At 29.3% G+C, this 13,572-nt stretch carries 16 protein-coding genes; all 16 read left to right on the forward strand.

The annotated features are described in order from the left end of the window. Positions 1–385 precede the first annotated feature (385 nt). Positions 386–1,411, forward strand: a complete 1,026-nt coding sequence (locus Q1A46_RS03965; RefSeq protein WP_299674225.1) for a hypothetical protein — start codon at positions 386–388, stop codon at positions 1,409–1,411. Between the two features lie 286 nt (positions 1,412–1,697). Next, the gene (gene hisG, locus Q1A46_RS03970) at positions 1,698–2,555 is read left to right on the forward strand and encodes an ATP phosphoribosyltransferase (RefSeq protein WP_299674228.1); all 858 of its coding nucleotides are present in this window, start codon (positions 1,698–1,700) and stop codon (positions 2,553–2,555) included. Positions 2,556–2,753: 198 nt separating this feature from the next. Next, positions 2,754–4,040, forward strand: a complete 1,287-nt coding sequence (gene hisD, locus Q1A46_RS03975; protein WP_299674231.1) for a histidinol dehydrogenase — start codon at positions 2,754–2,756, stop codon at positions 4,038–4,040. 152 nt (positions 4,041–4,192) lie between these two features. Continuing rightward, positions 4,193–5,224 (forward strand): histidinol-phosphate transaminase, encoded by a 1,032-nt coding sequence (gene hisC, locus Q1A46_RS03980; RefSeq protein ID WP_299674234.1) that lies wholly within the window; start codon positions 4,193–4,195, stop codon positions 5,222–5,224. Between the two features lie 249 nt (positions 5,225–5,473). Next, positions 5,474–6,610, forward strand: a complete 1,137-nt coding sequence (gene hisB, locus Q1A46_RS03985; protein ID WP_299674237.1) for a bifunctional histidinol-phosphatase/imidazoleglycerol-phosphate dehydratase HisB — start codon at positions 5,474–5,476, stop codon at positions 6,608–6,610. A gap of 82 nt (positions 6,611–6,692) precedes the next feature. Continuing rightward, entirely contained in the window at positions 6,693–7,274 is a 582-nt protein-coding gene (gene hisH, locus Q1A46_RS03990) for an imidazole glycerol phosphate synthase subunit HisH (RefSeq protein WP_299674240.1), read from the forward strand. 11 nt (positions 7,275–7,285) lie between these two features. Next, on the forward strand, positions 7,286–7,582 hold the full coding sequence (locus Q1A46_RS03995) for a hypothetical protein (RefSeq protein ID WP_299674243.1): 297 nt from the start codon (positions 7,286–7,288) through the stop codon (positions 7,580–7,582). 9 nt (positions 7,583–7,591) lie between these two features. Beyond that, positions 7,592–7,768, forward strand: coding sequence for a hypothetical protein (locus tag Q1A46_RS04000; RefSeq protein WP_299674246.1), 177 nt, complete (start codon positions 7,592–7,594; stop codon positions 7,766–7,768). Between the two features lie 120 nt (positions 7,769–7,888). Then, a complete protein-coding gene (gene hisA, locus Q1A46_RS04005) occupies positions 7,889–8,641 on the forward strand; it encodes a 1-(5-phosphoribosyl)-5-[(5-phosphoribosylamino)methylideneamino]imidazole-4-carboxamide isomerase (protein WP_299674249.1) in 753 nt (250 codons plus the stop codon). 4 nt (positions 8,642–8,645) lie between these two features. Beyond that, positions 8,646–9,155: a DinB family protein gene (locus Q1A46_RS04010; protein WP_299674252.1), complete on the forward strand. Its 510-nt coding sequence runs from the start codon at positions 8,646–8,648 to the stop codon at positions 9,153–9,155. A 4-nt stretch (positions 9,156–9,159) separates the two neighbouring features. Then, on the forward strand, positions 9,160–9,915 hold the full coding sequence (gene hisF, locus Q1A46_RS04015; protein WP_299674255.1) for an imidazole glycerol phosphate synthase subunit HisF: 756 nt from the start codon (positions 9,160–9,162) through the stop codon (positions 9,913–9,915). 35 nt (positions 9,916–9,950) lie between these two features. Continuing rightward, a complete protein-coding gene (locus tag Q1A46_RS04020; protein ID WP_299674258.1) occupies positions 9,951–10,316 on the forward strand; it encodes a hypothetical protein in 366 nt (121 codons plus the stop codon). Then, positions 10,313–10,654, forward strand: coding sequence for a cyclic-phosphate processing receiver domain-containing protein (locus tag Q1A46_RS04025; protein WP_299674261.1), 342 nt, complete (start codon positions 10,313–10,315; stop codon positions 10,652–10,654). The genes Q1A46_RS04020 and Q1A46_RS04025 overlap by 4 nt, the downstream gene beginning before the upstream one ends. 81 nt (positions 10,655–10,735) lie before the next feature. Continuing rightward, on the forward strand, positions 10,736–11,329 hold the full coding sequence (gene hisIE / locus Q1A46_RS04030; RefSeq protein ID WP_299674737.1) for a bifunctional phosphoribosyl-AMP cyclohydrolase/phosphoribosyl-ATP diphosphatase HisIE: 594 nt from the start codon (positions 10,736–10,738) through the stop codon (positions 11,327–11,329). A gap of 489 nt (positions 11,330–11,818) precedes the next feature. Further along, positions 11,819–12,883, forward strand: a complete 1,065-nt coding sequence (locus tag Q1A46_RS04035) for a glycerophosphodiester phosphodiesterase family protein (RefSeq protein ID WP_299674264.1) — start codon at positions 11,819–11,821, stop codon at positions 12,881–12,883. Positions 12,884–12,982: 99 nt separating this feature from the next. Continuing rightward, positions 12,983–13,546, forward strand: a complete 564-nt coding sequence (locus Q1A46_RS04040) for a DUF3841 domain-containing protein (RefSeq protein WP_299674267.1) — start codon at positions 12,983–12,985, stop codon at positions 13,544–13,546. The last annotated feature ends 26 nt before the right edge of the window (positions 13,547–13,572 follow it).

The raw sequence follows: 13,572 nt of genomic DNA on the forward strand, positions 1-13,572 counted from the left end.
TGTTATTTTATAATGTCGCGAAAATAATTATTTTAGAATAATTTAAGGGTACTAAATATTTAGCTTATTGAGTAGATTGTAAAGAATAAACATTATAATTGTTTTTCAATTTCTACAGAATAAAAATACTATGAACAATAATAAAATTTAACAATGGACTTTTTTAGAGAAAATTTTATTCAAGTTTTTCTCTTCTTATTTTCTGCTTTTTATCTTAGGAATTAATAACAATACTTTTCCTTTATATTCAGATTATATTGAACCTTTTTTCCATAAAATATTAGGTAAAGTAATTCCCTACATTGGAAAAAATATCTTTGGCTTACCAGATTTTTATTTAGGTTTCGATAGCGAATACACTTACATTTTTTTACTAGTAATTTCTTTGCTTTTCGTTTTAATAACAGTTTTTTGGACTCTTTTTGAACATGAAAGTACAGATTATAGAAAGTTTTACTATTGGTTTTCTGCAATAATTCGTTTCTATGTAGCCTTAACTTTAATTGATTATGGTTTAATGAAAATGTTTAATCTTCAGTTTTCTACACCTTTTTATTTAACCAAGATGATGCAAAATTTAGGTGATTATTATCCTATGGAATTGGCATGGACTTTTTTAGGATTATCAGACGGATATAACTTGTTCATTGGTTTAGCAGAAATCTGTGGTGTTTTTTTATTTTTTAGACGAACTTTAACCTTAGGAGTACTAATTTTGTTAGTAGTAGTAAGCAATGTAGTAGCGATAAATTTCTTTTATTATGTACCTGTAAAAGTACTATCGTCTCATCTTTTATTAATGTTATTGTTTTTAATTACACCAAATTTGAAAGATTTGTGGTGTTTCTTTGTTAAAAATAAAGCAGTAAAGTTAAGACAAGTTTATAAACCTAAGCTGAATAAAAATATAATTAAAAGTTTAATTTTAATAAAGTTACTATTAATTATTAATGAGTTAGGTTATGGAACTTACGAAACCATAAAAAGAAAAGAAGAATGGGTTGGTAGTAAAAATTATAGTAATTTAAGAGGGTTGTATGAAGTAGAAAGTTTTATCATTTCTAAAAAAGATAGTAGTAAATTAGTCAACATTCCAAATTGGAAATATCTTATGATAGATACCAAAACACGTGCTACAATAAAAACAACAGACTTTAAAGATACAAGATATGATATAGAAGTAGATTCTATAAAGAAAACTATAATTTTAAAACAACAATTTGATACTTTAAAATATTTTAATCTTAAGTATCAAAAAATAGATGGTTTATTATTCTTATTTAAAGGAAAAACATATTTAAATGATAGTGTTTATATTAAAACAAGTAGAATAAAATACTATAAAGAAAAGTTTGAATTAACAAACAAAGGTTTTGATTGGGTAAATAAAGGTCCTTCAAACAGATATTAATTAAAACAATTTTAAGGAAATTGTTTAATAAAAAACATTATGAACTTTTTTTTGGTTGATTTAAAAAATATCTCATACATTTGCATCCGTAAAATTATTACAATGACATTTATTCAATTACATCATCATCATCATCATATTTGCACTCAGGCGAATTGATAATGATATGTATGTAATTAACAATCATAAAATTTAAAATCCGTTTGAGTAAGTCAAGCGGATTTTTTAGTTTTATAAACTATTTAAAATCTAAAGATTTACTCAAACAACAACACAAACTTAAAAAATGAGTAAATTAAGATTAGCAGTTCAAAAATCAGGTAGATTAAACGAAGAATCCCTTAAACTTTTAAAAGCAATTGGTATTTCTATTGATAATGGAAAAGATCAATTAAAAGCTTCAGCTAGAAATTTTCCTTTAGAGGTTTTCTTTTTACGTAATGGTGATATTCCACAGTACTTAAGAGATGGCGTTGTAGATATTGCTATTATTGGAGAAAACTTAATCGTTGAAAAAGGAGAAAGTATCGAAGTAGTAGAAAAACTAGGTTTTTCAAAATGTAAAGTTTCTATCGCTGTTCCAAAAACATCAAGCATTTCAAGTTTAAAAGAATTAGCAGGAAAACGTATTGCTACTTCATATCCAAAAACTGTAGAGAAGTTCCTAGAAAAAGAAGGAATTACAGCTAATTTACACATTATTAACGGATCTGTTGAAATTGCACCAAATATTGGTTTAGCAGATGCAATTTGTGATATTGTATCGAGTGGAAGTACATTATTCAAAAACAATTTAAAAGAGATTGAAGTTTTATTAAAATCGGAAGCTGTTTTAGTAAAGTCGCCAAAACTTTCTGAAGAAAATGAAGCAATTTTAAAGAAAATTCAGTTCAGATTACAATCAGTTTTAAAAGGTAGAGAGAATAAGTACGTATTATTAAATGCACCGAACGATAAGTTAGAAACTATTACTAAGATTTTACCAGGAATGCGCAGTCCTACTATTTTACCATTAGCACAAGAAGGATGGAGTTCTGTACACTCAGTAATTAATAAGAACGATTTCTGGGATGTAATTGATGAATTACGTGAAGCAGGAGCTGAAGGAATTCTAGTTTGTCCGATCGAAAATATGGTACAATAAAAATATTAATAACAAAAAAAGTAGATGTCAGTTCGAGTGTTTTTTATGAAGAGTTATCGTAATAAAAAATGTATCGAGAACAACTCGGTTAACAAAAACTTCTCGATAAAAAATTATTTTCCATTTGATTACAAATAATTTCACTCGAAGTGACATTTAGAGTAGATATATAATTATAATTTAACAAATTGTAATATCATGAAAGAATACAACAATCCAGATCAGAAAGAATGGTTAGACTTGTGTAAAAGAGCACAGTTTGATAAATCTACATTAGATGAAGCCGTTACTAATATTCTGGAAGATGTAAAAGAAAATAAAGACACAGCTTTATTCAAATATGCTGAACGTTTTGATGGAGTAAAGTTAACTTCTTTAACTGTAACTCAAGAAGAAATTGAAGCTGCAGCAAATGAAGTATCTGAAGATTTAAAACAAGCAATTGTTTTAGCGAAAAACAATATTGAAAAGTTTCACGAATCTCAGAAAGAAGCTCCACAAAAAATTGAAACTACTAAAGGCGTAGAATGTTGGAGAAAATCTGTAGGAATTGAAAAAGTTGGTTTATATATTCCTGGAGGAACAGCACCTTTATTCTCAACAATTTTAATGCTAGCAATTCCTGCTAAGGTTGCGGGTTGTAAAGAAATTGTGTTATGTACACCACCGAACAAAGAAGGAAAGGTAAATCCAGCTATTTTATACACAGCAAATCTAGTTGGTGTAACTCAAATTTTTAAAGTTGGAGGAGCGCAAGCAGTTGGAGCAATGACTTACGGAACAGAAACTATTCCGCAAGTATATAAAATTTTCGGACCAGGAAATCAATATGTAACTAAAGCGAAAGAATTAGCACAACAATCTGGAGTTGCTATTGATATGCCAGCCGGACCGAGTGAAGTGTTAGTAATAGCAGACGAAACTTGTAATCCTAGTTTTGTTGCAGCAGATTTATTATCGCAAGCAGAACATGGAGTAGATAGTCAAGTGATTTTATTATCAGACAGTGAGACTGTAATTTCAAAAGTGAACAAAGAAGTAGAAAAGCAATTAGCAGCATTACCAAGAAATGAGATTGCTCAAAAAGCTTTAGAAAATAGTAGGTCATTGTATTTTTCTGATATGAATACTTGTATCGAGTTTAGCAATGAATATGCACCAGAGCACTTAATTATTGCTTCAGAAAAAGCAGATGATTTTATTGATAAAATAACTAACGCTGGTTCTGTGTTCTTAGGGAACTATAGTTGTGAAAGTGCTGGAGATTATGCTTCAGGAACAAATCACACATTACCAACTTACGGTTATGCAAAGAATTACAGTGGAGTTTCTTTAGACAGTTTTGTAAAGAAAATTACGTTTCAAAAGTTATCTAAAGAAGGAATAAATAATATTGGTAATGCGATTGAATTAATGGCTGAGGCAGAAGGTTTACAAGCGCACAAAAATGCAGTAACGTTACGATTAAAAGCTATTAATAATTAAGTTAAGAAGATAATTATACGTCATTCCGAATTTATTTCGGAATCTCATCTGACTGTAAAATGATAATTATGATGAGAACCTGAAACAAGTTCAGGTTGACAAACCAAATTAAAGATATAAAGCCGAACTTGTTCAGCATCTCGTAAATAGAAATGAAAACAATCAATTTAAAAAATATAGTTAGAGAAAACATTTTAAATCTAACACCATATTCATCAGCAAGAGACGAATTTAAAGGAGCTGCAGATGTATTTTTAGATGCGAATGAAAATCCTTACGGAACATTAAATCGTTATCCAGATCCACACCAAAGAGAAATCAAGCAAAAGTTAGCGAAAATCAAAAACGTTGAACCGAGTCAAGTTTTCATAGGAAACGGAAGCGATGAAATTATCGATTTAGCTTACAGAATCTTTTGTAAACCTGGAGTTGATAAAGCATTAACATTCTCACCAACTTACGGAATGTACGATGTTTCTGCAGGAATCAATAATGTAGAATTAATTAAACAACCGTTGATTAATGATTATCAGATCAATTTAAATCAATTACAACCGTATTTAGATGATCCGAAAGTAAAAATCATTTTTGTGTGTTCACCGAACAATCCTACAGGAAATTCTTTCAATATAGGAGATGTAGAATACATCCTAGATAATTTTGATGGTATTGTTATTATAGATGAAGCGTATATCGATTTTAGTGAACAAACATCTTTTGTTAGTAAAATTAACGATTATGAGAATTTAATTGTTAGTCAGACATTCAGTAAAGCTTGGGGATTAGCAGGAGTACGTGTTGGAGCGGCTTATATGAATGAAAAACTAATGGATTTATACAAGCGTGTAAAACCACCATATAACGTAAGTGTTTTAAATCAAGAAGCTGTTTTAGAATCGTTAAACGCATATGAGTTAGTTCAAGCAAATATTAAAGCAATTTTACAAGAACGAGATAATTTGAGAGAGAAATTAGCGGGATTAAAAATTGTAAATAAGATTTATCCTACAGATGCTAACTTTTTATTAGTGAATGTAGATAATGCAGATAAAACGTATGATTATTTAATAGAAGAAAAGGTAATCATTAGAAACCGTAATAAAGTAGTTAATAACTGTATTAGAATCACGGTAGGAACACCTGAGGAGAATAAGAAGTTGATAGAGGCTTTAAAACAATTGTAGAACTTTATATGAGAATGTCATTTTGATAGCGATCCAAAAATTACTCCGTAAAAAACGTTAAAAATGAAAAGCTGTTTGAGCAAAGCGAGTTCTTTTCATTTAGTTTTGAGGAATATAATTTTTGTGAGATGAAATCATAAGACTAGATTTTTTTGATTCTTTTTTCATCAATGGAAAAAAGAATAATATAAAATAATTAAAACAAAAAATTATCCTGAATCAAGTTCAGGATTGATTAACAAGTTAATCATGAAAAAAGTATTATTTATAGATAGAGACGGAACTTTAGTAATAGAACCACCAATCGATTATCAATTAGATAGTTTAGAAAAATTAGAGTTTTATCCAAAAGTATTTCGTTACATGGCTAAAATAGCTGAAGAGTTAGATTACGAATTGGTAATGGTAACCAATCAAGATGGATTAGGAACAGATTCTTTTCCTGAAGATACATTCTGGCCTGCACAAAATAAAGTGATTACAGCTTTTGAAAGAGAAGGAGTTGTATTTTCTGAAGTAGTAATTGATAAAACTTTTGCTCATGAAAATGCACCCACTCGTAAGCCAAGAACCGGATTATTAACACATTACTTTTCTGAAGGATATGATTTAGAAAATTCTTTCGTGTTAGGTGATCGTATTACAGATATGGAATTAGCGAAAAATTTAGGAGCAAAGGGAATTTACTTATCTGAGAATCCAGAATTAGGAGCAGATGAAATCGAGGCGTCTAAACAAGAAATTGTTGATTGTATTGCTTTAACAAGTACAGATTGGAAAGAGATTTATGAATTTTTAAAGTTAGAAGATCGTGTTGCAGAGATTACAAGAAACACGAACGAAACTAAAATTTATATTAAATTGAATTTAGATGGTTCTGGTAAAAATGATATTGATACAGGATTAAAGTTTTTCGATCATATGTTAGATCAAATTGGTCGTCATGGAGCAATGGATTTAACCATAAAAGTAGACGGAGATTTAGAAGTAGATGAACATCATACTATCGAAGATACCATGATTGCTTTCGGAGAATTATTCAATAAAGCTTTAGGAAATAAATTAGGTATAGAGCGTTACGGTTTCTGCTTACCAATGGATGATTGTTTAGCGCAAGTTGCTGTTGACTTTGGAGGAAGAAACTGGTTAGAATGGGATGCTGAGTTTAAACGTGAGAAAATTGGTGATATGCCAACAGAAATGTTTTTCCACTTGTTTAAGTCATTTACAGACGGAGCGAAATGTAATTTAAATATTAAAGCTGAAGGTATAAACGAACATCACAAAATAGAAGGGATTTTTAAAGCTTTTGCTAAGGCAATGAAAATGGCTGTTAAGCGAGATGCGAATAAAATGTTTTTACCAAGTACTAAAGGGCTACTTTAGTGGCTAGTATTAAGTTTTGAGTACAAAGTTTGCTATTTTGAAAACTTAATACTTAATACTAACTACTCAATACTAAAAAAGAATGAAATTAGTAATAATAGATTACGGAGCAGGAAATATAAAAAGTATTCAATTTGCTTTTAAACGTTTGGGTGTCGATGCTGTGTTAACCAATAATGTAGCAGAAATTAAGAATGCAGACAAAGTGATTTTCCCAGGTGTAGGAGAAGCAAGTTCTGCAATGCAAAAACTAAGAGAAAGCGGATTAGATAAAGTGATTCCAACTTTAAAACAACCTGTTTTAGGAATTTGTTTAGGAATGCAGTTAATGTGTAATTCTTCAGAAGAAGGAAATACAAAAGGTCTAGGTATTTTCGATGTCGATATAAAACGTTTTTCTAACGAAGTTAAAGTTCCACAAATGGGATGGAACACGGTAACAGATTTAAAATCTGAATTATTCAAAGGCATAAAAGAAGACGAATATATGTATTTGGTACATAGTTTCTACGCTGAAGATTGTGAATACGCTATTGCGTCTACAGAATACGGAGTGAAATATGCCACAGCTTTGCTTAAAGATAATTTCTACGGAACTCAATTTCACCCAGAGAAAAGTGGAGTAGAAGGAGAAAAGATTTTAAAGAACTTTTTAGCGTTATAATTTAAAATAAAATGGAAAGTAGAACGAATTATAAAAAGTGGGCTTTTAGATTATTAATTTATTTATTAATAGTTGAGGCTGTTTCCTTTTATACAGTAGTAAATTTCTTTAATGATATTGAAAATTCTGACACATTTCATTTAAGAGTGAATATTTTATGGAACTTATCGAGAGTGCTTTTCCTTTTAGGATCAGTTTTAACAATTTTAATGTTAACTAAAAAAGAAAATAAAAATTATCAATATTATATTTCATTGATTGGATATCCTCTTTTTCTTATTTTTTCAGTTGTATTACCATTCTTATAATAATTTCGTATGACACAAGAAGAAAAGAAAATCATATTAGAAACATATAAATGGATTAAAGTGAAAAAGTATGAAGATGACGAATCTTTATCTTGGGAAGAACGCTATAAAAGATTAGAAAAACATCATTTAGAAGAGACCTATTTTTTAATTGATAAAATTAGAGAAGTGATAAAGGAGTTGTAATAACTGATTTACTTCGTTTATCTTTTAATATTATTCAGAGAACACACGTAATTATAAAAATAAAAGCTTGTAGCTAATTGCAAAAAGCAAAAATCTAAAAACCAAAGAACAACTAACAAAATGAGAATCATACCAGCCATAGATATTATAGACGGAAAATGTGTCCGTTTAACAAAAGGCGATTACGATACAAAAAAAATATATAATGAAAGTCCTGTTGAAGTTGCTAAGGAATTTCAAGATGCAGGAATCGAATATTTACACGTAGTAGATTTAGATGGAGCTAAAGCTAGTAGAATAATCAACTACAAAGTTTTAGAGCAGATTGCGACTAAAACTTCTTTAAAAATTGATTTTGGAGGCGGATTAAAATCTGATGAGGATTTAAATATTGCTTTCGAATCAGGAGCAAATCAAATTACAGGAGGAAGTATTGCCGTAAAGAAACCAGAAGTTTTTGAAAGTTGGATTCAAAAATACGGATCAGATAAAATCATTTTGGGGGCCGATTTTTATCCAGATGATACAGGTGGAAAAATTGCAATAAGTGGTTGGCAAGAAGAAAGTAATTTAGCTTTATTACCTTTCATTCAAGGATATCAAGAAAAAGGAATTAGTTATGTGATTTGTACAGATATTTCTAAAGATGGAATGTTACAAGGTCCAAGTTTTGGAACTTATAAAGAGATTTTGTCAGATCGAGCGGAGTCGAGAGCTAAACTAAATCTTATTGCTTCTGGAGGAATTTCTAATTTCGATGAATTACCAAAATTAGCTGAGTTAGGTTGTGAAGGTGTTATCATTGGTAAAGCCATTTACGAGAATAGAATTAGTTTAGCAGCACTAGAAAAATTTATAGTTTCAAATAATTAATGTTATGAATGAAGAATTACTTAATGAATTCAAAGAGCAAATCATTTTTAGACTTGACGAAAGTTCAAGAATGAATATGAAATCTCTGGCTTTAATTTCCGAAGAAGATGTGTGGAAACGTTTTAACCAATCATCAAATAGTATTGGTAATTTGATTTTACACCTTTGCGGAAATATAACTCAGTATGCTATTGCTTCTCTGGGGAATAAAGAAGATCAAAGAAATAGAGATTTAGAGTTTTCTACAGAAGAAGGATATACAAAAGCAGAATTATTAAATAAACTTTCAGGAACAGTACAAGAAGCAAAACGTATCATTTTAGAAACTTCTCAAGAAGAATATTTAAGAAAAAGAGAAGTGCAAGGTTTTAATTTTTCAGGAATAGGAATAGCAATACATGTAACAGAACATTATTCTTATCATACTGGTCAAATTGCATTTTGGGTTAAGCAATTAAAAAATAAAGATCTTGGATTTTACGATGGTATGGATTTAACAGTAAAAAATAAATAGTAACATGTTAACAAAGAGAATTATTCCTTGTTTAGATATAAAAAACGGAAGAACTGTAAAAGGTGTCAATTTTGTTAATTTAGTAGACGCTGGTGATCCAGTTGTATTAGCTAAACAGTATGCAGAAATAGGAGCAGACGAATTGGTGTTTTTAGATATTGCAGCTACACTAGAAAATAGAGGAACTACTTTAGATATGGTAGAAAAAGTTGCTGCACAAGTAAATATTCCATTTACAGTTGGTGGAGGAATTTCTTCTGTAGAACATGTAGATGCATTATTAAAATGCGGCGCAGATAAAGTTTCTATTAATTCATCAGCAGTAAAAAGACCAGAATTGGTAAATGAATTATCTCAAAAATTCGGAAGTCAATGTGTAGTTGTAGCCATAGATGCTAAACAGATTGATGGAGAATGGAAAGTACATTTAGCAGGAGGAACGATTCCTACAGAATTAAATCTTTTCGATTGGGCTAAAGAAGTAGAAGAAAAAGGTGCGGGAGAAATCCTATTTACTTCTATGGATAACGACGGAACTAAAGCAGGTTTTGCTAATAAAGCCTTAGCGAAATTATCAGAAGAGTTAAATATTCCAATTATCGCTTCTGGAGGTGCAGGTTCAGTTCAACACTTTGTAGATACGTTTATAGAAGGAAAATCAGATGCAGCATTAGCAGCTAGTGTTTTTCACTTCGGAGAAATTCCAATTCCAGAGTTAAAACAAGAATTACAAAATCAGAATATTCCAGTTCGAATTTAAAATTAAAAGAAGGTTAAATCAGATTTTTTTAATTGATGATAGATTTTGATTCAAATATTATAATAAAAGATGTTGCTACTTGGATGGATGGTGGTTCTGTTACTTTAACATGCAAAAATGATAAAGAACAAAATTTTACACTCCACTTTGTTCAAAATATGATTTTTGAAATACCAGAGGATTTTGAAGAATTACCAGGTAGATTATACTTCAATAATGAATTAATAGAACAACGATCAGATTTAGAAAAAGATATTATCAATTCTTTAGAAAAGAAAATAGTTTCTGGTTTAGGAAAGTTAGAAAAAGCTTTATTGAAAGAAAAGTTAGATTATATTAAGTCCGAAGAATACTTAAAAGCCAAAGAAAAATTGAAAGTATACAAGAGGAACACAAAATGAAAAAGAAAAAATTATTTCTAGATGATATTAGAACCATAGCCATGGTTTACGATGTGTCAGAAGAAAGAGACTATGATATTGTAAGAACTTACGAAGCCTTTGTTACTTACATAAAAGAAAACGGATTACCTGATTTTATCAGTTTTGATAATGATCTTGGATTAGATAAAAATGGTGAGGTTGCTCTAGATGGATACGCAGCTGCAAAGTGGTTAGTATATGAATCTGGATTAGATTTATCAGAATTAAAATATAAAGTACATTCTGCAAATCCAGTAGCAGCAGAACAAATAAGAGGATTATTAAATAATTATATCGAGTTTTTAAATAAAAAATAAATGTCAACTCGAGCGCAGTCGAGAGGTATTTAAATAAATATATCAGTAGGTCTCGACTGCGCTCGACCTGACAACAAAAACATAAAAATGAAAATAGATTTTACTAAAAGCAATGATGGGTTAGTACCTGTTGTGGTTCAAAACAATAATACTTTACAAGTTTTAATGTTAGGATACATGAACCAAGAAGCATTTGAAAAAACTGAAAAAGAACAAGTAGTTACCTTTTTTAGTAGAAGTAAAAACAGATTATGGACCAAAGGTGAATCGAGTGGAAATTTTTTACACGTAAAAGATATTCAAATCGATTGTGATAATGATACAGTATTAATCAAAGCAGATCCCAAAGGACCAACTTGTCATAAAGGCGATACTTCTTGTTTTGCTGAAGAAACTCCTAAAGGTTTCTTATATGAGTTAGAACAAATCATTCACGATAGAATTGATAACAATGTTGAATCTTCTTATACAAACAAGTTATATAAAAGAGGAATTAATAAAGTGGCTCAAAAAGTAGGTGAAGAAGCAGTAGAATTGGTTATTGAAGCTAAAGACGATAACGATGAGTTATTTACGAATGAAGCTGCAGATTTAATGTATCACTACATTATTTTATTAAAAGCAAAAGGATTTACTTTAAAAGACATCGAAGCTGTTTTAAAAAGTAGACATTAAACTTCTTGACTTGATTTCTATATTAAGTCAAAGAAAAAACTAAGATAATTTCTAAAGGCAAATGCAATTACAAGGAAGATAAAAATAACTATGTATTTGTGTATGCCTTTATTTGTTTTCACATTAAATATCTTACTGTAAATAGTTCGAATTAGAATAAATACTATTGTGATGGATATACTTGTTAAAAATAAAAGCGTAAGAGTTAACATAAAACAATTTTTAATACTTAACAAAGATATCTCTTAAATGGATTTTTAACATTCTAATTTTAGAAATAAAAAATAATTATTTCTTTATATTTCATATTCTTCTCAAGTTTCTAAAAAGCAAAAAACATCAATTATCTTTAGATTAATAAAATGTAATCACCTTAATGTTAAGATAAACATTACTTATTTTAAGAGAAATTGTAGTAATGTTTTACTAATATAATCATGGTTTCATCTATTTAGTTTAGCGGACATATTAACCTAAAATCTAAATAAAATGAAACAAAAATTATGCGTATTACTACTACTTGTATTAACACAGATTACAGTTCAAAGTCAAGATTTCTTAATCAGCGCGCATAGAGGAAATTCAAGTGAAGCTCCAGAAAATACATTAATAGCAAATGAACGAGCAATAGATGCAAAAGCTGATTTCATCGAATGTGATGTAAGAAGAACAAGAGATGGAGTTTTGGTTTTAATGCACGATAGTACATTAGACAGAACTACAAATACCAGAGGAAGATTAAGAAACTTCAATTATAGTCAATTGGCAAATGTAAGTGCAGGGTACTCAAGAAGATTTGGGAATCAATTCTCAAATGAAAGAATACCAACATTAAGAGAAGCTTTAGTCCAAGCCAAAGGAAGAGTTAAAGTTGAGATAGAGATTAAAGAAAGCGGATTAGCAGATGCAGTTGTGGCTCTAGTAAAAGAACTGAAGATGGAAAATGATGTAATTATTATTTCATTCACTTTTTCAGAATTACAAAGAGTAAAACAGATTTCTAATATTCCAATTAAATATTTAGTAAGTATTTTCTGGGGAAGTAGCACGTTAAGAAGAGTTCAGAGTATTGGTGGAGAATATTTCGGACCAAGAGGTGTTGTATCTACTTCTAGAATAAGAGAAGCAAGAGCTATGGGAATTGAAATCATTTCTTACACGATAGATTCTGAAAGAGACATTAGAAGAGCAATTCAAAATGGACAAAGAGGTATTGCTACAAATTATCCAAGAAGAGCTTATAGAATTAGACAAGAGTTACAAGGCAAGTCAGTAACCACAACTGAAGATATTTTACCTGTAATTGATGAATTAGATTCAGATGAGGTAATAGTGTATCCAAATCCAACTATAAATTCTTTTCAAATAAAGACGAATAGTATTTCAGGAAATGTAAAAATTGTAAATACTTTAGGTCAAATTGTAGCTAATTTTGGAAATATTGAAAATGTATCGAATTACAACTTTACTATTCCTAGTTTACAAAGTGGTAGATATACTCTGTTTATTGAAACAGAAACATCAATAGAAAAATTACCGTTGCTAATTAAATAGAAGCATAGTTATATTAATTCTTAAACTCCATCTTTTATAAAAACAAGATGGAGTTTTTGTTTACTTTTATCTCAAAAATAATTTGTGTGAATTAAGAGTATGAAAGTAAAACTTTGGACGATTCAAAATGAAAAAGGTTGGAATGAACTTCAAACAAAAGGAGTTTTAATTCCAGAAGAAAAATATATTATTCCAGAATGGAAAGAAGGTTATTCTTGGTTAAAATCTCAAATGATTCAAAGAATTGGTACACCCAAACAAAAAGATCAATTTCCAATTTGGGCTTGGTTTCAACATTACGATGAAAACAAAAGAAAGCCAGATTTACGAAAATCAGGACATTTAACTTCAGGAGAAATAGGGTATCGTATAGAAATAGAAAAAGAAGAAAGTGAAATTTTATTATCAGATTTTGTGTTGTGGCATTGGCCTTTATGCTATAAAGATTATATAGCGAATTCAGAAGAAGAAGCAATTAAAGTTGATAATGAAGAAATAGTTTATAAAGAAGAAGAGATTCAGAAAAGTTGGGAGAAAATTTTCGATATGAATTTTGATGTAGAATATTATACATTACCATTTGCAGAAAAAAAAATCCAAGCAACTTTCTGGGATTTAAAAATTGAAGATGTTATTAAAGTAGATAAATTTATAGCAAGATAAATATCTAACCTTAATAACATCTTTAT

Origin of the sequence: uncultured Tenacibaculum sp., from assembly GCF_947502995.1 — a bacterium.
Taxonomy (GTDB): Bacteria; Bacteroidota; Bacteroidia; order Flavobacteriales; family Flavobacteriaceae; genus Polaribacter.

Coding starts and splice junctions, on each gene's coding strand:
- Q1A46_RS04010 (WP_299674252.1), top strand. CDS start 8,646: ATGAATGAAGAATTACTTAATGAATTCAAAGAGCAAATCATTTTTAGA.
- hisD (WP_299674231.1), top strand. CDS start 2,754: ATGAAAGAATACAACAATCCAGATCAGAAAGAATGGTTAGACTTGTGT.
- hisG (WP_299674228.1), top strand. CDS start 1,698: ATGAGTAAATTAAGATTAGCAGTTCAAAAATCAGGTAGATTAAACGAA.
- Q1A46_RS04035 (WP_299674264.1), top strand. CDS start 11,819: ATGAAACAAAAATTATGCGTATTACTACTACTTGTATTAACACAGATT.
- hisF (WP_299674255.1), top strand. CDS start 9,160: ATGTTAACAAAGAGAATTATTCCTTGTTTAGATATAAAAAACGGAAGA.
- hisA (WP_299674249.1), top strand. CDS start 7,889: ATGAGAATCATACCAGCCATAGATATTATAGACGGAAAATGTGTCCGT.
- Q1A46_RS04025 (WP_299674261.1), top strand. CDS start 10,313: ATGAAAAAGAAAAAATTATTTCTAGATGATATTAGAACCATAGCCATG.
- Q1A46_RS04040 (WP_299674267.1), top strand. CDS start 12,983: ATGAAAGTAAAACTTTGGACGATTCAAAATGAAAAAGGTTGGAATGAA.
- Q1A46_RS03995 (WP_299674243.1), top strand. CDS start 7,286: ATGGAAAGTAGAACGAATTATAAAAAGTGGGCTTTTAGATTATTAATT.
- Q1A46_RS04000 (WP_299674246.1), top strand. CDS start 7,592: ATGACACAAGAAGAAAAGAAAATCATATTAGAAACATATAAATGGATT.
- hisH (WP_299674240.1), top strand. CDS start 6,693: ATGAAATTAGTAATAATAGATTACGGAGCAGGAAATATAAAAAGTATT.
- Q1A46_RS04020 (WP_299674258.1), top strand. CDS start 9,951: ATGATAGATTTTGATTCAAATATTATAATAAAAGATGTTGCTACTTGG.
- hisB (WP_299674237.1), top strand. CDS start 5,474: ATGAAAAAAGTATTATTTATAGATAGAGACGGAACTTTAGTAATAGAA.
- hisC (WP_299674234.1), top strand. CDS start 4,193: ATGAAAACAATCAATTTAAAAAATATAGTTAGAGAAAACATTTTAAAT.